Consider the following 18,833-nt stretch of genomic DNA (forward strand, 5'->3'; position numbering starts at 1 on the left):
CGGCGTCATGATCGGCTGCATGTGGTGCACTTTTACACCACGAGGTGCGCTTCGGCGTCATCATGATCGGCTGCATGTGGTGCACTTTTGCACCACGAGGTGCGCTTCGGCGTCATGATCGGCCCCATGTGGTGCACTTTTGCACCACGAGGTGCGCTTCGGCGTCACGATCGGCTGCATGTGGTGCACTTTTGCACCACGAGGTGCGCTTCGGCGTCATGATCGGCCCCATGTGGTGCACTTTTGCACCACGAGATGCGCTTCTGTGTCACGATCGGCCGCATGGGGTGCACTTCTGCACCACGCGGGGCGCTCCGACGCATATCCAGCCGCATGTATTATACTTTTGCGCTCACACGGAGGGCTTTGGGCCCGCACAATTTTGACCGTTAGTTGAGCTCCCCAAAAATAAGCATTCGCTTTTAGCAATTGCAACTTGCCTTTTACAGTTATTGCGCTGGAGTCGATCCCGCCCCCCGCTTTACTCCATCGCCGTCAGCGTAAGGCTCGAGACGGTCAAATCCGGGCCGTACTCCATAACGGCCGCAACGGCGAACTCCGCCGGCGACACGTTCCCTGCCACCATAGCCACGATCTTATTGTCCAGCAGCTCATAATCGACGAACGAATGGAAAGAGACTTTCTCAAATCAATATCCGGCATCGGATTTCTCGTACGACAGCTCTACCTTCTGAGAATCGTATTCGGCACTGACTCGAACTTTGCCGTCCGCCGCGGTAACGCTGCTGGTGACATGACTGTTGACATAACGCACAGGATCTTCCGCTTCAAGCTCGGTTAAATCTTCTAAAGATAAAACATGAAGCTCTTCGATATGTACCCCCGTTCCCGTACCCGTCGTCAATAGAATGACCGCTTCTTCCCGGTTGTCGCCGTTTACGTCCGCAATATGCACGGCAGGGGAATAGGCCGGGTTATCGACGTTCTGCCAGTCGAACGTTCTGGACAACGCTCCCGCTTTTACGGTGATGGTATCAAAGGAGCCTTTATCCAACTGAGTGGCGGTAACGCTTACATCGCCTTCGGTTATCGTTAATTCAAGAACACGCGGCTCTGCTTCGCCGATCGTCACCTCGGCTACGCTTTTAAAGCCGAACACGCCAATTAAGGCCATAAGAACCAATACCATCTTCGCCATCGTCCGTTCTCCTTTTTCAGGAATAGATTGACATCTACCCTTCCATAACGCAGCCGTTCCCGCAAATGTTTCAAAACAACCGGCGCCGGACACGAATGTCCGGCGCCGGGCGTATTCTCCCTTATAGCTCCTTCGTCATAAACACGCTGTTCGGATCGTCCCAGTAGTCCGCAAACGGCCCGCAGTAACGGAACCCGCAGCTTTCGTACAACTTCCGCGCCGGTTCGAATTCGGCCATCGAGCCCGTCTCCAGGCTCAGCCGGTCGTAGCCTCGCCGGGCTGCCTCCGCGATAATGTGCTCCAGCATCCGCCTCGCAACGCCTTTGCGCAAATGCGCCGAAGCGGTTCGCATCGATTTGACCTCTCCGTGCTTCGCATCCAGCTCCTTCAAAGCGCCGCAGCCAAGCAGCTCGTCGCCTTCCCATACGCTCCAGAACGTAACCTCCGGACTGCGCAAGCCGTCCAAATCCAATGCGTGCACGCTTTCGGGCGGAGAGCTTTCAAACATCGATTGAAGATGTTCTCCGATAAGCGCGATAATTTTGTCTCCGGTCAAGTCGTCTACCCTGATTTCCATGTTGTTCTTCCACTCCTTCTCGGCTATAAAAGACTGCAGCATCGCTTAACGCCCGTCGCAGCGTTAGTTCTCTCTTTCAATTCGACAGCAACCGCCGATTCCCTTTTAAGGCCGCATCCGCCTTAAGGCCGCACATCGTTTCCGTACATCGGAGCGGATCACCGTTCCGTCCCGTTCAACGGCAACAACCCGCCCTGCTCGAGGACGGGTTGTTATATGCGATCAATCCGTTAATCCAAGCGCTTCCAGCATCCGGACAACCGTTGCGGCTGCTTGCCCTTTCGTCACCGTGCCGCGGGGATCCAGCTTCGTCTCGCTTACGCCCCGCATGATGCCTTGCTCCGCCAATAGCGCCAGCGAAGGCTCCGCGTATCCGGCTATGGAAGCGCGGTCCGCGAAGCGGCTCAGCGCCGACGAATCGGCGGCTGCCTCGAAGCCGGCGTAACGCATGGCGTTCGCCACAATGACGGCCTGCTCCTGCCGCGTCAGCGTCCCGTCCGGATCAAAGGCCGTTTCGGTTTTGCCTTTTACAAGGCCCGCACGCCGTGCAGCCGCTATATCCGCGGCATATTCCGATTGCGGGGCTACGTCCGCAAACCCCGAATCGCCGGAGTCCGGCAATATGCCCAGCCCTCTAACGACGAAGGACGTGAACTCCGCCCGGGTAATGGCGCGGTTCAAGCCAAAAACGTCCGTCGCGTCGCCGAACGCAATCAGTCTCGCGGCCGCTTCCCGCACCTCGCGTTCCGCCCAGCTGCCGGCCGTGTCCCGGAAGCTGCCTCTGTTCGTCCCTACGACGGCGAACACGCTATTGCCCTTGCTCTTCAGAACGGCCGTCACCGTGCCGTCCGGACCTGCCTTAAACGAGGTCGGAACCGGGCGCAGCTCTTGCGTGACCGGGCTGTACACGACGCCTGCCGCCTGACCGGCATCGATATTGTCGACGGTTATCGTAAACGATAAGCTGAAATACGTGTCCGTTTCCCCGATTTCGTCGTATTGGCCGCCGGATCCGAGCTTCTCCAGCTTCGTTTCGAGCGGCTGCGCCAATAGCGGCCAACCGTTCGCTGCCGCGGCAGCGGCCGCGTCCCCGGAAGCCGGCGCGCGAAGCGTAATGCGGATATCGGCGGATAGGTCGATGACGTGAATCGGTATCGTATAGACGATACCGTCCGCCGTCACGGACAATGCGGCCTGCTCGCCTTTGGCCGCGATCGCTTCCACGATTTCGCGCGGCACGACGACCTCGGTATGATTCGTATCCCCGGCCTCTACGACAAATTCGGTAAAGGACGATGCCTCTATCGCTTCCGCCGCTCCCGTCAGCACTTCAACGGTTCTGACGCCGTCCCGCTCGCTTTCTTTCGCCGCCAGTATGTTGCCTTCTTCCGCCGGCGAAGAGCTTAAGCCGCCTCCCCCTCCCGATCCTCCTCCTGAACCGGAAGCAGCGGTCCGGACTTGTAATGCAGACGCAGCCGCGGATACGTCTTCGATCCGCTCTCCGACCTTCCGGACTGCCAGAACGCGAATCGAATAAGGGGTCGACGGCTGCAGCGAACCGAGCGTAAACCGCGTATCGGCCGTATAACCGGCATAACGGCTGCCTTCATACACTTCATAACCGGTTGCGCCGGCCGAAGCTTCCCAATTCAGGCCGATCGAGGCCGCTCCCGTATGGGACGCCTTCAACTCGCGGGGGATGGGCAGCGCATCCGCTTGGACTTTGCCGTCGATCGGGAGATCCTCCGCAAGCTGTCCGGACAACGTCCGGTTGCGGTCCCCGCTTGCTTCCCAGTTCATAATGCCGGCCAGATCAAGCGTCTTGACGAGCGAAGCGGCATATTTCATCGACGTTTGATCGTTATACGTTATATACGTTTTGGTCTCGGCATTGTACAAATAAGCGGTCTTGGTCGCTTCGTTCCAATAGCGGGCATAGCCGTTTTTGCCGATATAGCTGTTCTCCAGATCCGAGAAATCGAAGATGCCGGCCTCCCATGAGCCGAAGTCCGTCCCGCCGGCGCATGTCTCATATTCGCCCGGAGCCGGGCAATCTTTCCAGCCTTTGCCGTAATAAGGCACTCCCATAACCAGTTTGTACGCCGGCACGCCTCCGTCCAAATGCCCGAGCAACCCCCCGGCTACATGATTCCGGTGCGCCGATTCCGACGGGTTCCGGACATCGTAATAAAGCGGCGAGTTCGCATGAGCCAGCCGATCCCAGCTGCCGCTGTAATCGTAGGTCATAATGTTCACGAAATCGAGATATTCGACCGAATGGGCCAGATCGGCGTTAACGACGAAGTTGTCCCCTTGGCCGGAAGCGATCGTCTGCAAATAATATTTGCCGTCCTCCGCACCGGCCGCGTCAAGCGCTTCCCGCACCGTTCGGACAAGCCTCGTAAAGTTTTCCTTATCCTCCGGCAAATGCGCGTTATGCGTTTCCCCGCCTTCTACCGGATATTCCCAGTCGATATCGACGCCGTCCAGCCCATATTGGCGAAGGAAGGCCACAACCGAATTGGCGAAAGCGCGCCTTGTCACTTCCGCAGCCGCCATGTTGGAAAAGTTTTTTGACCAGGACCAGCCGCCGACCGATATGAGCGCCTTAAGGTGCGGATGCTCCTCTTTTAACTTAGCCAGCTTTTGAAAATGGTCCGGATCCGCCTCGGCGTCGCCGATGACGATTTCGCCGTCATGAACGTAACGGTCTTGAAGCGGCAAGCTTTCGTTCCGGCAAGGCGCGCTTCCCGTCCCGTACTTTTTCCAGCATAAATCCGCAAATGCGTAATTGACATGCGTTATTTGCGAAACCTCGATATCCTCAATCTGGAAATTTCTTGCGTATTTTGACCAAGAGGCATAATACGTCACGATGTTGTAATCGCCGCCTGGAACGACCGTAACCGGCTCGCTCGCCGGGGACTCCCACAATGCGTTGCGGGCGACGACTTCAAAGTCGTATTTCTTCCCTTCGGTCAGCCCTTCGGCCGTATAACGGGGTTCATTGCTTGTTCCGATCTTTCGGCCGTCACTGTAAATGTCGTAGCTCGTCGCGCCGGGCGTTCCCGCCCAGCCCAACGTAACGGCCGTTCGCGTCGCCGTTACGGCCTGCAAATCCCTCGGCGCTTCAAGTTCTCCCCAGACCAGACTCACGACGTTGCTGCCCGCCGATACGGCCGGAAGATGCTGGGCCGCAACCTGGAATTCATACGTCTCGCCGATAACCGTCTGGCCTTCCGGTATCGTAAACGTAAACGTATTCGAACCGTCCCAAACGCCGCCGCTCCAGCCTCCGTTGACATAAAAATCGTAGCCGTTCGCCCCGGGGCTGCCCGTCCAGCTGAACGACATGCTGTTATAGGTAACGTCCGTAACGGATAAATTCGCCGGCGGCGTTAGCGGAGCCGGTTCATATTCGTCTTGGCCTTCGTCCGTCGTAACGGTAATGCTTGTCGCCGGAGCGCCGATTAAATTGAGCTCCACGCTGACCGTATACGTTGCGCCGCCTTTCAAATTACGGATGGTAACCGGCTCGACGCCGGAAGCCCATAACCCGGAGCCCGCGCCGGAGTTGTCCTTGAACCGGACGTAATAGCCGGTCTCATAAGGATCGTAGCCGCTCACTTGATCCCATTCGACCGTTATGGAGTTGTAGGTTGTGCTTACAAGGCGCAGATTCGAAGGGGCGGGTATTTCCGAGGAAATAGCCGCTTCCGCCCGTACGGACGCGGCGTTAGCCAATGAGCCGAGCATAAGAAGCGAGCATATCAAACCGATAATTGCCTGATTAAACGAATTGCGGCATGAAGATTTCATCAAAGCCACCTCAACTTTACCGAATTTCGAATGGTCCCCTGCGGGCCGATGGTCCGAATTCTGGCTGATGGAACAAAAAGATGAAAATCTGGTTGCCCGAGTCTTCAACAAAGCCTCCTTCCGTTTAAAAGAATATAAGGTTATAAAGTTTATCATGGAGCAAAGGCAGGTTTTGGGATAGGGGTATATTTCCATCGAAAGAGGGGAATTTTACATCATCTTCACAACCGGAAAAGGCTTTGAATTTCAGGGGAAAAACGAAGAAAGTTTCTAGCCGCCTAGAAGAAAAAAAGGAAGAGAAGACCATTTATGCCTCTCTTCCCGCCGGATAGTTCTCTTAACGGCTGCGGCCGATCCTTCTTATTCGGAGCCGTCTGCTTCTCACCCTCCGTATCGGACTCATGAACTGACAGCCCGCCCTTGAGATTATCGGCTAGTTTCGTTTACCCGTCAGTTGGCTTCAACAATTTGCCATTGCTGGTTCAAGCCGCCGTTGTCGGTCCAGCCGATTACGTTCGCTCCGTCGCTAAGCGAGCTGGAGGAGACGTCGATCAGCTTGCCGGTCGCCCGGTTTTTCAACTTAAAAAATCCGCCGCCCGCGTCGACGAGCTGCCAATGCTGGCTTTGCCATCCGCCGTCCGTCCACTGCTCGATAACCGTCCCGTCCGCAGCCGATCCGTTCTCGGGTCCCAAAATAAGTCCGCTGTTGACGTTTTGAATTTTGTAATAACCGCTCCCCGCATCGATCAAGCGCCAACGTTCGCTATCCGCATTATTGTCGGTCCACTGTTCCGCGTCGGCTCCGGAGGATGTTGAGCTATCTCTTATATTCAGCGCTTTTTCGCTTCTGCGGTTAATAAGCTCGTACGAAGCGCTGCCGTTCACGGAGAATCCGACGCCGGACACGGTCCCCGCGGCCGCATCGATGTTCAGCTTCGGATACCAGGACATGGTCACGGTTGTCGACGTCGGGAAAGAAAGCGGCAGCCATACGTATTTCGATTCGTTTACCGGCCTTTCCCATGCCCCCGCCCAGCGGTCTCCCAAATAAAGATAAGAGGTCGAGGAAGCTCCTTCAACCGGGAGCACGTAAGTAGACTGGGATTCGTATGTCCGGGAATCCGCCAGATTCGAAAGCCCGCTCCATGGCCCGGCAATGCTGGAGGCTGTTGCGTATTTCGCCTGGTTGGGCGTCCATCCCGTCGCTCCAGACGTTATGAGGAAGTAGGTCGATCCGCGTTTGAACATGGCCGGGGCTTCCCGGTACGAGCCGGCCCACAGTGTGGTAACAAGCGAATCGATCCCAAGAAAATCGGGCGTCAGCTTGTAAATGTTAAGGTCCGCGTTGACGCGGGTCGCCGAGATGAGATATGCGGTCCCGTTGTCGTTAAACACCGTCATGTCCCGCGAGTCGTAGCCGAGCGGCCGGAAGCTGCCGTGGTACGTGTACGGCCCTTCGATGTCGTCCGCCGACGCGACGGCTACCCGGGCTTCGCCGTAATCGACGCCGTTCTCCTTATGTGCCCACAGCACGTATTTGCCCGTGGCCGCATTATGCAATATTTTCGGCCGTTCGATGTTGGCGGCGGCGAGCTCGGCGCTGGAAGACTTGGACAGCAAATTCGCCCGGAACTCCCAATTGACAAGATCGGTCGACCGGTAAAGCGATACGTAGTTCGTGCCGTCCCGGTTTTCGCCGACCCAATAATAGTAGCTGCCGACTTTGATCATTCCGCCCCCGTGGGCTTGAATCGGGTTCCCCGACGTATCCTTAAACTGCGTACCGTTCAGCAGGCTGACGGAAGCCGCGCTGCCCTTACCGCCAAACGACGCCAAACCCGATGCGGCGAGAAGCAGCAGCGACAAAAGCAAGCCGATCGACCTTATTGTACAACCGGTCCAATTTAATGACATCCGCGTCATCCCTCCGTTTTACCGAATGTTTTTAAACGCTTTCAAACAGCGGCACGGCACCTCCTCCCATCCTTATTGTTATGAGAGGCTAAGCGGCGTATGACCGTATTTTTTAGATATGGCGCACGAAGGCAAGTGTTACCGCCAATTTAAAATGAAAAGCGGCTCCCTCATCGTTAAGAGGAAGCCGCCGTCAACTATTCGATCGTATAGGCAAGCTTAAACGTCCAAAGCACGGTGCCGTTTTCTTCGGAATCGCTGCCGACGCCGAAGTCGTTATCGTTTATAATGGCGATCGTGTTCCCGTTAATAAGCGACAATCCTTCGATCTTTTCGTACGGGAACCCGAATTCGACCGCGTCGATCACCGTCCGCTTCGCGACCGGCATAATTCCGCTCTCCTTCAGGTCGGCCGCCGTCATTTGTTCCAGCGTTTTGCCGCCGGACGACGCGGTATCGTATTGGCCCAATACGTTTGCGGCCGTCGACAGGTCGGCTTCGTAAATCCGCTTCAGCTGCGCCTTGTCGCCGGCGTTTTTGTCGCGCTCGTCGATCAGCAGCGTATGCTCGTTTACGGCTACGAGATCGGAGATGACAATATCGCTTTGCTTCAGATCGTTGAATTGGGCAGCGTCCTCCGCCATATAAACGAATTCGGCGGCCGGCTCGAGCGTTTCGAGATTCAGCTTCAAAATCCGGAGCTGGCGGGAGTTGTCCGTCGACTTGTCGGGATTGCGAAGCGGGCTTTGCATCGCCATAAACATCCATTTGCCGTCCGGCGTAATGCCGACCGCTTCCGCGCCGCGGTTCGAGCGAAGGTTCATATAAGCGGCGGGAATCGCTTCCTTGACGGGTACGGCGGGGGAATCCACTTGAGACGCCCAGCCTTGCGGCACGATTCGCTGCAGAACCGTACCGTCGCGCTTCACTTGAAGAATGCTGGGGCCGTACTCCTCGCTAATCCAGAACGTATCGTCTTTGGCGTTGTAAGCGAGGCCTTCGATGTCGGCGCCGTAAGGGTCGTAGGCAAGCAGCTTCCCGGCGGATGCGTCGTAAGGCGTCTCGTCGCGGCCTTCAATGTTAGGCAGGCCCGTAATCCGCTCGGTTCCGGTAACCGGATCCGTTCCGTCCACTTTCAGCGGAATGGTCTCCAGAACGTTAATTTTTCCGTCCGCGATCTCAATTTTGTAGAGGGAAGGCGTATAGCTCTCCAGCGGGAAAGTGCGGCGGGTTTCGCCGTCGACCTCCACTTCTCCGTTCGGGCCGCGGTCGGCCGTCGAATAAAAGACGTTGTCCGGGTCTCCCGGAAGATGCGACAAGGAAGAGCCTACGCCCATCTTAATCCCTTCCGCAAGATCGTCTGCTTGAAGCGAGTATTGGCCGGTCAGCTCAGGCTTGTCCGTCAGCGATACGCTTCCCCGGAATTCGTCGTAATCGACATATTGGCCGGTCAGCTCGGCGATCTCCCGCAGCGGGAAGTATAGCCGATTGTCGATGTTGACCGGCGAATTCTCAAGCTGCACCTCTTCGCCGTTAACGGTTATTTCCGTCTTCGAATCCGTATTCCCCGTTACGGCCGCGGCGGATACGGCGCTTGCAACCGTTCCGAGCGCAACGACGGCAACGGCCGACATAAGCCACTTCTTTTTCATGTGCGAACCTAATCTCCTTCCGGAATAAACGATGTATGTATAGGTTTCTCTCCAATTGAAGCTTACCGCTCTCATATTATAGCCGTGTAAAAGCGCCATGAAGATATTGTAAAAAGCGAAGATCCTTAAGAGTTACGAACAAAGTACTATAGCCTGCCGGCAGCTGTCGTTGGTAAACTAAAAACAGTAGGCGCTTACTAAAAATGGCATTATCCAAGCTAACGCACGAACTCTATTTGCGGGAGGAACATGTTGATGAGGAAACGATATTCATTGATCGGAATCGTCTGTCTTCTTTTAGGCCTTTTTTCCAACACGGCGGTGGCGAAAAGTTCGGAAGGCATGATGGTGGCCGGGGGCGGTGGGCATTCTCTCCTGCTTCAGAAGGATGGAACCGTTTGGGCTTGGGGATGGAACAGCAGAGCCCAACTGGGGGACGGAACCAAGACGGACCGTACTTATCCCGTTCAGGTACAGGGCCTCGATTCGGTAGTCTCCATAGCGGCCGGCTGGACGCACAGCTTTGCGATCAAAAGCGACGGCACTTTGTGGAGCTGGGGCGGCAATATGTTCGGCCAGCTTGGCGACGGAACAACCTATGATCGCTTGATTCCCGTTCAAGTGAACGGTCTTCACTCGGTGGCAGCCGTTTCGGCGGGATATTCTCACAGTCTGGCAGTCAAGGACGATGGAACCGTTTGGGCGTGGGGAACGAATTATTACGGCCAACTTGGCGATGGAACAACTGAAAATCGAATCGTCCCCGTCCAAGTGCAGGGTCTCGATTCCGTAGTTGCCGTTGCCGCAGGCTCCGGCCATAGCTTGGCGGTCAGAAGCGACGGAACCGTCTGGGCATGGGGGGCCAACTGGTCGGGCCAGCTTGGCGACGGAAGCAATACGTCTTCCTCCGTTCCCGTCCAAGTATCCAATCTCGGTTCCGCCATCGCCGTCTCGGCGGGCAATACGTTTAGCGCAGCGCTCAAAAGCGACGGGACCGTTTGGGCTTGGGGAGCTAACGACATCGGCCAGCTCGGCAGCGGAACCACGACGCCATATCACAATACTCCCGTCAAGGTAGCGGGCCTCGGTTCCGTAATTGCGATTGCTGCAGGCAATGAGTATGGTTTGGCGCTTAAGAACGACGGAACCTTGTGGGGATGGGGATATAATGCTGCCGGTCAGCTTGGCGACGGTACCGCGACAAACAGAAATTCTCCCGTTCCGGTAACAGGTCTTGGTTCGGTAGTCGCCATATCTGCAGGCACCGGGCATGGTATGGCCGTTCAAAGCGACAGAAGCGTTTGGGTATGGGGAAGCAATTTCTACGGCCAGCTCGGCGACGGATTATTCGGCGACGGTTATAACCGTAACACCCCGTTCCAAGTATGCTCAACGAATAATTGCAAAAAGTGACGTTACACATTTCAAAGCAACAAACAAAAGGCGAAGCCCCTTCGGAACGGGGCCTCGCCTTTGTTTTTTCGTTTCAGGAAGGCTGCTTCGTCATAAGCATATAAACGACTTTCGCGCATTCCGCCCGGGTGGCGGGCTTAGCCGGAGCGAACAGACGGCCGCCTTGACCTTCCAGGAAACCAAGCGTCACCGCTTTGGCGATATACGCTTTGGCCCATTCGCTCATGGCATCTTGGTCGTCGAACGCTTCAAGGCTTCCTTCGGCCGCTTCGACGGCACCGTACTTCCACTCGTAAGCCTTCACCATAATAACCGCCATTTCCTCGCGGGTAATCGTCCGGCTTGGCTCGAACTTCCCGTTGCCGCTGCCTTCGATAATTCCGGCTTCCGTTAGGGCGCCGACGGCCTGCTCGTACCAGCTGCCCGCCGCGACGTCGGAATAACGTCCGCCTGCGCCTGCCCCTTCCATGCCGAACGCCCCGGCAATGAGCTTGGCGAATTCGGCCCTCGTCGTTTCTTTGCCCGGCAGGAAGCGCGTGTCGTCGACGCCGCTTACGACGCCCAGCTTCGCCAGCTCTTCAATATAGCCGTGAGCCCAATGCGACTGCGGAACGTCCGCAAAGCTTTTGCCGGCGCCGCCGCCGTTATTGCCGTTGCTTCCGTTGTTTCCGGTGTTGCCGATGCTGCCATTGTTGCCATTGTTTCCGTTATTGCCATTGTTGCCGTTGTTGCCGTTATTTCCGTTGTCGTTATCGTCCTCATCGTCGTCCTTATCGCCGCTGCCGGTATAGAAGCCCCAAATATCGGAGAGCGTGCTGCCGCTGTTGCCGTCTTCCGCAAGAACATACCACTCGTAGTACTCGTCCTCGTCCAGACCGTTCCACCGGAGGGAGGCTTCGGAGCCGCTCTCGGCCTTATCCACTGTGCCGATGAGCTGATCCGTATAAATGTTCGCCGCAAAATAATCCGTCGCGACGCGTTTATTCATCGCGCCCAGATCGATATCGAGATCAAACTCGTCTTTGCCAGGATATTCGGCCGGATCGTAATAATTATAATCGTCCCGGTACGGCGAATACGTCTTGACGTGAACCTGGTTGTTGTCGAGATCGAATTGCAGCAAGCGAATATAACCGGCTCCGCCTTCTTCCCCGCCTTGATAATCGGCCAGCATTTGGTACACTTTCCGGTCGGGAGAGCCGTCTCCGTTATCGTCGATCTCGTCGACGAGCGTCTCCGCATCGTGATAATGGCCGCTTAACGTCATGATGACGTTCGGGTTCGGCACGACGACGCGCTCGTAAATTTCGTCCGCGATCGGCGCACGGTTGCCCGAAACGAGCAAATATTCGTGAAAGGCCAATATCGCTTTGCGGTCCGGATGCTCGGATACGACCTTGTTCACCCAATCGATTTCCTGGTCGCCGATATTCCAGCCCATATATACGATAATAAAATCGTTGCCGCCGGCGGAAACGAGATCGTAATGGCCGCGGTTGTTTTGGTACGAACCGCCGTAAGTCGGCTGATGGCTGAACCGGTCCTCGCCGTAGTTCGCCCAATAATGCGTATAATCGCCCGACTGATGCGAAACGTCGTGGTTGCCGGCCAGCACGCCGTACGGAATGCCCGACTCGTCGAGTATGCGCATCGAAGCGTTCGCGTTGTTCCATTGATCTTGATCTTCCGCGTCGTCGACGATGTCGCCGGTATGAATGACGTATTTAATGTTATTTGTTTCTTCGTTGTCGACTACCCACTGCACATTGGTCGTATAAATCCAAGGAAAGCTTTCCGAATAGTATTGCGTATCCGACATCCATACGAACGTAAAATCGTACGGATCTTCGGACACCGGCTTCTCGTCCTGAACCATCACGCGGATTTTGCCGTCCGCATTGTAATCGCCTGCCGCTACCGCAGCGGAAAGCTCGAAATCTTCCGTTCCGGCGATTTGGTTATCCAGCATCGACCACTCCCCTTCGCCGGGGTTCCAGGCGTACAAGCTCACCTTACGGCCTTCGAGCGATTTGCCCTGCCATTTGATTTCCACCCGGTCCGTCGCCTTGACGGAAGGATCGAGATCGATCTCGAAACGATGATACGGGAATTGCTCCGTCGAATCGGTCGTCAAATATTCGCCGTCTATGGCGCCGATATCGCTATAGTCCTCGTCCGTCAACGCTTGCTCGTCCTCCGGCGCGAGCAGCTTCGGCGGCTCCGTATCGGATGCTCCTTTGTAAGCCACAAGCCCGTTCCGCTTCGCGCCGTCGTAATGGAAGCCCCGGTAGAAGGAGGCTTTGAAGAGATCGCCTTGCGGATCCGTCAGCCTGACTTTCAGCATCGGATTGTCGGAGACGTTCTTCTCCCCGTCCTGCGGAGCGACAAGCTGCGGTTTGACCGGATTTTCGCTAGGCACCTCGAAGCGCACGACCTTCTCCGACGCATTGCCCGCTTTGTCCACAGCCGTCACCGCAAAAGCGTGAGATCCTCCCGCCAGCTTGCCGGAAGAAGCGGCATAAGGCAATTCGATCGTTTGGCCGTCAAGCGTTGCCGTCACCGAATCTACGCCCGCCAGCTCGTCAACGATTTCGGCGTCAAGCGCAAACTCGCCGCGGTACGTTTCGCCGTCCTTCACGGAAGGCGTAATGACTGGCGCGGTATTGTCGACGATAACGGTTGCGGCCGTTGACGGGCCGTTCGTATCCTGCAGGCTGACGGTATGGGATCCGTCGGCCGTTGTCGTCGTGTTCCATTCGTATGCGACGGATTTCAGCTCTGCGGAAGTAAGCGTAAAGTTAAATTCCAAAGCTTCATGCATATTGCTGCCGTCGCCCATGGCCAGCACTTCCTCGCGGTCGGCGTAATCCGGATCGTAAATGACCGTGCCGTCCGCAAGCACAAGCCGAACGTTGCGAATCTTAAAGTCGTCTTTGTTTTCTTCCTCCCGGTCGTCGAACGGACCGGTTTTCGTTCCCGCCCGGATGGCGATCCGGTTGCCGCCTTCGTCCAGACGGCCGGCCTCGATCGGGTAAGTCAGCGTCGTCCAATTGTTAATCGGATCGAGGAACGTATATAAGATTTCGTCTCCCATCGTGACTGCGTTTTTAAAGTAATAGTTTACGCCCGTAGCTTCAAACGCGAAGTGAGCGTCCTGCTCCAAAGCGCGGTACGTGCCCGCGGCTTGCTCCCCGTCGATGGAAAGCGTCAGGTCCCCGGCGCCCGATCCATTCGAAGCTCCTTTGATGACGGTCGTTCCGCTGACGATATCGCCGTCCGCGACGTTCAACCGAATAGCCGCATCGTTCCTCCCGTTCTGAACGTTAACGCGGAACACGTCCGATTTCACCGTATTGGGTCCGTCGGAAGCTTCGTAGTAATAGTCGACATGCTTGCGTCCGATCAATTCGGCGGAATAAACGGTGTAATGATACATAGTGTCCGAATAATCTTCGTACAAATACCGCTTCGTATAGTCGGTATCGCGGTCCGTTTTATAGTAAAGAGCGACCGACTTGACGCCGGTGCCGTCTTTTACATCCGCCGTAATGCTCAGGTTGTCCAGCTCGTTCACTTCGGACTCCGTCCGATTGGCAATCACCGGAGCTTCCGTATCCGCTTGCGTTGCATTAAGCTTCTGAGGAACCTGCACGTCGTCGACGCTGCCCGGCGTGGCCGTCTTCTTGCCGAACACATATTCAAGCATCTCCGTAGAACCGTTTGCCGGATAACGATAGTTATAGCCTTTATTGACGTCGCTGGTAGGCGTTCCGTCTCCGTGTTTGGCAGCTCCGTCGTAATAGGCGACGGCTACGTCCTTATGCGTGTTCGTTCCGATCGCGACGCCGCGCTTGGAGCCGTTCGCCATGCCGTCGCTGTACATTTTGACGATGTTTTCGCCTTCGACGAGATTCGTGCCGAACGCTCGGTTGAAATCGGCTACCGTGCTTGCGGTATTGGCGCCGTTAATGATCCAAAAAACCATCGTTTTGCCGGACTCTATGATGATGTCTTCCTTGTCCGTAGGCCAAACGACGTCTGCGTCCGGACCGCTGTCCGTATAACGGTAATAGATTTTATAGTCCTTGAAATTGATCGGCTGATCGGTATTGTTGTATATTTCGATAAATTCGTACCCGTCCGAGCTTCCGATATTATCGCTGTTCGGAAGCAGCTCGGTCACCAGCATGGGAGGCACGCCCGCATCGTCCGACGGCGCGATGAGCTCTACGGAGAACGTCTCCGACTGAACCGGATTGCCGTCCCCGCCGGTAAATTCAATATAATAAGTAAGCCGGCCGGCCCCCGCAAGAGCCTCCTTCGGAACCGCAGCCGAATAAACTTCGCCGTCCGCCGTCATCGCGGCGGATGCATAAGCGTCGTTCAGATCCGTTTTGTAATAAACGGCGGCGCCTTGTCCGTCGGCGGCAATGACCGCGTTTACGGCGTAATCTTGATTATCGTACGCCATAATAGCCGGCGTATGCGCAATGGCAACGGGCGGCGCCGTCATGGCCACGTTGTAGATTTCCGTTTGAACGGGCTCCTTGTCGCCGTCTTGGGCTTGGATATAGTAATTGAGAAGCTTGCTGCCCGCCAAATCTTCCTTCGGAATAGCCGCTTCGTAGGTATCGCCCGTCACGCTTAACGGTATATCGGCATAACCGCCGCTTAAATCGGTCTTGTAATAGACCGAGGCCGTTACCGAGTCTTCGGCTCCGGCAATGACGGCCGATACGGAATAGTCCTCGCCGGTATCGGCTTTGCCAAGCGGAATCGTGCCGATCGTAAGCTCGCCGTCCCCGTCGAAAGGGATCAGCTGCGAGCGGTCGACCGCGCCCGGCGTCGCGTCCGCCGTACCCGGATTCGGCATCATCACCATCGAGGAAGAACCGGCGACGGGATGCCGGTACAAGATGCCCTTATCCTTGACGGTTTGCGCGTCGTTCTGGTAAGAGGCGCGTACGATTTCCGAACCGCTTCCGTCCCGGATGACGAATGTGCGCGGGGCGCTGTTGCTCATCCCTCCGGTTGGCTCCAGCTTAAATACATTTTCGTTTTCGAGGAGGGACGTGCCGTAATTCGCGTTAAAATCGTTAACGGTCAACGACGCATTGGCGTCATTGATAACCCAAAATACAAAGGCCTCTCCCGGCTCCAGCGACATATCGCCTTCATAGGAAGGCTTCCATGCGATCGTATTATACTCTCCGCCGGAAGAAATATATTCATAGTTGAGGCTGTAATCCTTCCAATTCACCGTTTCGTCCGAACGGTTATAAATCTCGATGAATTCATAACCGTCGCCCGACCCGACGTTCGTCGAATCCGGGACGAGCTCCGTAATGAGAAGCTTTGGCGCGTACGCGGACTTGTCCGCCGCGGCGTAGCCGATGCCGGCAGGCAGCGCGGCGCCCAGCAGCATGGAGCCTGCCACGGCCAGCGAGCACCATCTTCGAATCCTTTTCCCAACGTTCATCTCCGCTAATCTCTCCCTAATGTTATGTATAAATCTTTCAGAAGCTTACTCGTGCAATGTTAAGAAGAAGTCAAGCTTGCGATAAGAATTTGTAAATCCGTGCCATTACCGGCCCGGCAGCCAAGGAAGAAGGACACCAAGTGCGTCATTCCCCGGGGACAAGCCGCATACATTTAGAAAGAATAGCAGGGACAGGCTGCTACACCTTTCGAAATAGGGATGATCCTCTTGATAAAAAGCGGTTTTCGCCGGTTTAACGAATCGTTTATGCTGCGCTTGGCTGCCAAAGGCCCTTTCATTATCGCCGGTTCCGTCATCCAAGGCTTCGCAATGGGCGTATTTCTGTTCCCGCACTCCATCCCGTCCGGCGGCGGAGCCGGCCTGGCGGTGCTGCTGAACCATTGGCTCCATACGCCGATCAGCATCGGGCTGTGGCTGACGAATTTTTTGTTTCTTATGTCCGCGGTCCATTATCTCGGCAAAATGAGCGCCTTCGGCACGATTATGACCATAACGGTCACCTCGATATCGGTCAATTTTTTCGAGGAATATTTGAAATCTCCGTTCGTCAGCTGGTGGACCGATCTGCTTGTCGGGTCGATCATTTTGGGAACAGGCGTCTCCATCCTGCTTAAGCAAAGGGTTTCGAACGGCGGAATCGGCTTTGCCGCGCTTGCGATTTCCAAATATAAAAAAACCGATCCCGCCAAAATTTTATTTTGGCTGAACGGCGGCATCATCGTCGTTACGGCTTGCGTCATCGATTGGATGATTATTGTGCAGGCGATCATTTGCCAGTGGATATCGACAAGAATCGTCAGCTGGCTGTATCGTGCTTCCTTCCCTCGGAAACGGTTCTATACCGTAGCCTGGCGCAAGAAACAGGATTGACGGGCACCGCATAAGCGCATGCGGTAGACGCGATGCATATTTTGAGCCACTACGGCGCATCATACTGCTGGCAGCGTAACGAAGATTGCCGAACGACTGCGAAGAATCGAGGGATCCGCGATGGCCGAAAAAAACATTCTTGCCTACTTTAAAAGTCCTGAGCAAGCGAAAAAGGCGCTGGAGCAAATCAAACCGTTAAAGCTCGTTGACAGCTCGATCGACCGGTTCGACGGTTATCCGGGCGACGGGTTGGAGCATATCGAAAATCCGGTTACAAGCGATTTCCCCGGCTTGGGCTACTTGACGCTTGGCGGCGATTTCTCGGACCGCGACGCCGGCATTCTAGCCGCAACGAGCGTCAGCGCCAGCGGAATGAGTTCCGGCGGCAAGGATAACGAGGTGTCGGGGCGCGATATTCTTTTGACCATCGTCATCGAAGAAGAGGACTTCGACAAAGCGATGGCGATCGTCCAGAAAGAAGGCGCATTAGTCTAAAGGCATGAGACGGGATGTTCCGGCACTGGAATGTCTCTTTTTTTCTTATGGCCGACAATCCCGAGCAAGAGGAGCCCGCATACGAATGGAAAAAACAAAATCACGAAAACTGGACATAAGCTTTAAAAGCGATTTGGACATTAAGGATTTAAGCCAAAATCAGGCAAAAGAAAAAGATTCAACAAAGGCCGGCGGATCCAAAGGCCGGGTGTGGGAATATATCGCGCTGGCCACGATTCCGATCGTGCTCGTCTTCGGCAACTCGATGCTTGTGCCGGTGCTCCCGGTTATGCAGCGGGAACTTGGCATCAGCAAGCTGCAAAGCAGCCTGATCATTACGATTTTTTCGTTAGCCGCCGGACTGTTTATTCCGATTATCGGCTACTTGTCCGACCGTTACGGCCGGAAGATCATCATCATACCGGCGTTAATCGTGTACGGGGGCGGCGGAATATTGGCCGGCTTCGGCGCGATATGGGACTCTTATCCGGTCATTATCGCCGCGAGAGCGATTCAAGGCATTGCCGCATCGGGAACGGCCCCGATTGCGATGGCGCTTGTAGGGGATTCGTATAAAGGCGGAGAAGAAAGCAAAGCGCTTGGCTTGATCGAAGCCTCCAACGGGGTAGGGAAGGTGCTCAGCCCGATTATCGGCTCCTTGCTCGTTTTAATCGTATGGTATGCGTCCTTTTTCGCTTTTCCCGTTTTTTGCGCCTTGTCGCTTGTTGCCGTCATCTTCCTGATCCGCGAGCCGAAGCACGGCCAGAAGCAGGATTTGAAGCCTTATATTCAAAAAATCGGACAACTGTTCAAACAGAAGGGCTCCTGGCTTATCACCTCGTTTTTCGCGGGTGCGCTCGGGCTGTTTATTTTGTTCGGCGTTCTTTTTTACCTGTCCAATATTTTGGAGGATAAGCCTTACAATATCGATGGAGTCGTCAAAGGGCTCGTTTTGGCCATCCCGCTGCTTGCGATGGTCATCACTTCCTATACGACGGGAAGCATCATCAAGAAAAAAGGGACATTGATACGGTGGCTGATCAACATCGGATTGTTAGCCATGACCGTTTCGCTTGCGGCTACCATCTTTTTCTTCAAAAACATTTACGTTTTTATCGGCCTGCTGACGGTCAGCAGCATCGGAACGGGTCTGCTTCTTCCTTGTCTCAACACGATCATTACCGGATCCGTGCAAAAAAGCGAACGCGGCATGATTACGTCTCTGTACAACAGCCTTCGCTTTCTGGGCGTCGCGGCCGGTCCGCCTTTATTCGGCTGGTTGATGGATCAATCCGATCGAATGGTGTTTATTACCGTATCCGTATTGTCCTTGATCACGCTCGGATTCGTCTTTTTCCTGATCAAGCCTCCGCCCAAATTGGCGGAATAAGAAAGGTGAACAGGCTGGACTGGGCACCGCCGAGGCGGAAGCGC

10 protein-coding genes are annotated in these 18,833 nt (G+C 55.4%); 4 read left to right on the forward strand and 6 right to left on the reverse strand.

The annotated features are described in order from the left end of the window. Nucleotides 1–649 precede the first annotated feature (649 nt). The 5 genes from ACFSW5_RS20765 to ACFSW5_RS20785 all read right to left on the reverse strand — a co-directional run bounded on the left by ACFSW5_RS20765 (nucleotide 650) and on the right by ACFSW5_RS20785 (nucleotide 9,121). Entirely contained in the window at nucleotides 650–1,159 is a 510-nt protein-coding gene (locus tag ACFSW5_RS20765) for a hypothetical protein (RefSeq protein WP_379277392.1), read from the reverse strand. Nucleotides 1,160–1,280: 121 nt separating this feature from the next. Further along, nucleotides 1,281–1,736 carry a GNAT family N-acetyltransferase gene (locus ACFSW5_RS20770; protein WP_379277395.1) on the reverse strand — a complete coding sequence of 152 codons (456 nt, stop codon included), beginning with the start codon at nucleotides 1,734–1,736 and terminating at the stop codon, nucleotides 1,281–1,283. 222 nt (nucleotides 1,737–1,958) lie between these two features. Then, the gene (locus ACFSW5_RS20775) at nucleotides 1,959–5,555 is read right to left on the reverse strand and encodes a glycosyl hydrolase family 18 protein (RefSeq protein ID WP_379277397.1); all 3,597 of its coding nucleotides are present in this window, start codon (nucleotides 5,553–5,555) and stop codon (nucleotides 1,959–1,961) included. 450 nt (nucleotides 5,556–6,005) lie between these two features. Beyond that, nucleotides 6,006–7,478, reverse strand: a complete 1,473-nt coding sequence (locus ACFSW5_RS20780) for an RICIN domain-containing protein (protein WP_379277399.1) — start codon at nucleotides 7,476–7,478, stop codon at nucleotides 6,006–6,008. A 188-nt stretch (nucleotides 7,479–7,666) separates the two neighbouring features. Further along, on the reverse strand, nucleotides 7,667–9,121 hold the full coding sequence (locus tag ACFSW5_RS20785) for an esterase-like activity of phytase family protein (protein ID WP_379277401.1): 1,455 nt from the start codon (nucleotides 9,119–9,121) through the stop codon (nucleotides 7,667–7,669). A 255-nt stretch (nucleotides 9,122–9,376) separates the two neighbouring features. Here ACFSW5_RS20785 and ACFSW5_RS20790 point away from each other — a divergent pair, with 255 nt between their 5' ends. Beyond that, nucleotides 9,377–10,534, forward strand: coding sequence for an RCC1 domain-containing protein (locus ACFSW5_RS20790; protein ID WP_379277403.1), 1,158 nt, complete (start codon nucleotides 9,377–9,379; stop codon nucleotides 10,532–10,534). 73 nt (nucleotides 10,535–10,607) lie between these two features. Here ACFSW5_RS20790 and ACFSW5_RS20795 read toward each other — a convergent pair whose 3' ends face one another. Next, complete coding sequence (locus ACFSW5_RS20795) at nucleotides 10,608–16,013, reverse strand: S-layer homology domain-containing protein (protein WP_379277405.1); 5,406 nt, start codon at nucleotides 16,011–16,013, stop codon at nucleotides 10,608–10,610. 228 nt (nucleotides 16,014–16,241) lie between these two features. On the opposite strand from ACFSW5_RS20795, the gene ACFSW5_RS20800 reads away from it, so the two are divergent. The 3 genes from ACFSW5_RS20800 to ACFSW5_RS20810 all read left to right on the forward strand — a co-directional run bounded on the left by ACFSW5_RS20800 (nucleotide 16,242) and on the right by ACFSW5_RS20810 (nucleotide 18,789). Next, entirely contained in the window at nucleotides 16,242–16,904 is a 663-nt protein-coding gene (locus ACFSW5_RS20800) for a YitT family protein (RefSeq protein WP_379277407.1), read from the forward strand. Nucleotides 16,905–17,024: 120 nt separating this feature from the next. Next, entirely contained in the window at nucleotides 17,025–17,399 is a 375-nt protein-coding gene (locus tag ACFSW5_RS20805; RefSeq protein WP_379277409.1) for a hypothetical protein, read from the forward strand. An 85-nt stretch (nucleotides 17,400–17,484) separates the two neighbouring features. Beyond that, the gene (locus ACFSW5_RS20810; RefSeq protein WP_379277412.1) at nucleotides 17,485–18,789 is read left to right on the forward strand and encodes an MFS transporter; all 1,305 of its coding nucleotides are present in this window, start codon (nucleotides 17,485–17,487) and stop codon (nucleotides 18,787–18,789) included. Nucleotides 18,790–18,833: the final 44 nt, after the last annotated feature.

Source organism: Paenibacillus thailandensis (assembly GCF_042685365.1).
Lineage (GTDB): Bacteria > Bacillota > Bacilli > Paenibacillales > Paenibacillaceae > Paenibacillus_AP > Paenibacillus_AP thailandensis.

Coding starts and splice junctions, on each gene's coding strand:
- ACFSW5_RS20810 (WP_379277412.1), top strand. CDS start 17,485: ATGGAAAAAACAAAATCACGAAAACTGGACATAAGCTTTAAAAGCGAT.
- ACFSW5_RS20795 (WP_379277405.1), bottom strand. CDS start 16,013: ATGAACGTTGGGAAAAGGATTCGAAGATGGTGCTCGCTGGCCGTGGCA.
- ACFSW5_RS20775 (WP_379277397.1), bottom strand. CDS start 5,555: ATGAAATCTTCATGCCGCAATTCGTTTAATCAGGCAATTATCGGTTTG.
- ACFSW5_RS20780 (WP_379277399.1), bottom strand. CDS start 7,478: ATGACGCGGATGTCATTAAATTGGACCGGTTGTACAATAAGGTCGATC.
- ACFSW5_RS20770 (WP_379277395.1), bottom strand. CDS start 1,736: ATGGAAATCAGGGTAGACGACTTGACCGGAGACAAAATTATCGCGCTT.
- ACFSW5_RS20805 (WP_379277409.1), top strand. CDS start 17,025: ATGGCCGAAAAAAACATTCTTGCCTACTTTAAAAGTCCTGAGCAAGCG.
- ACFSW5_RS20790 (WP_379277403.1), top strand. CDS start 9,377: ATGAGGAAACGATATTCATTGATCGGAATCGTCTGTCTTCTTTTAGGC.
- ACFSW5_RS20785 (WP_379277401.1), bottom strand. CDS start 9,121: ATGAAAAAGAAGTGGCTTATGTCGGCCGTTGCCGTCGTTGCGCTCGGA.
- ACFSW5_RS20765 (WP_379277392.1), bottom strand. CDS start 1,159: ATGGCGAAGATGGTATTGGTTCTTATGGCCTTAATTGGCGTGTTCGGC.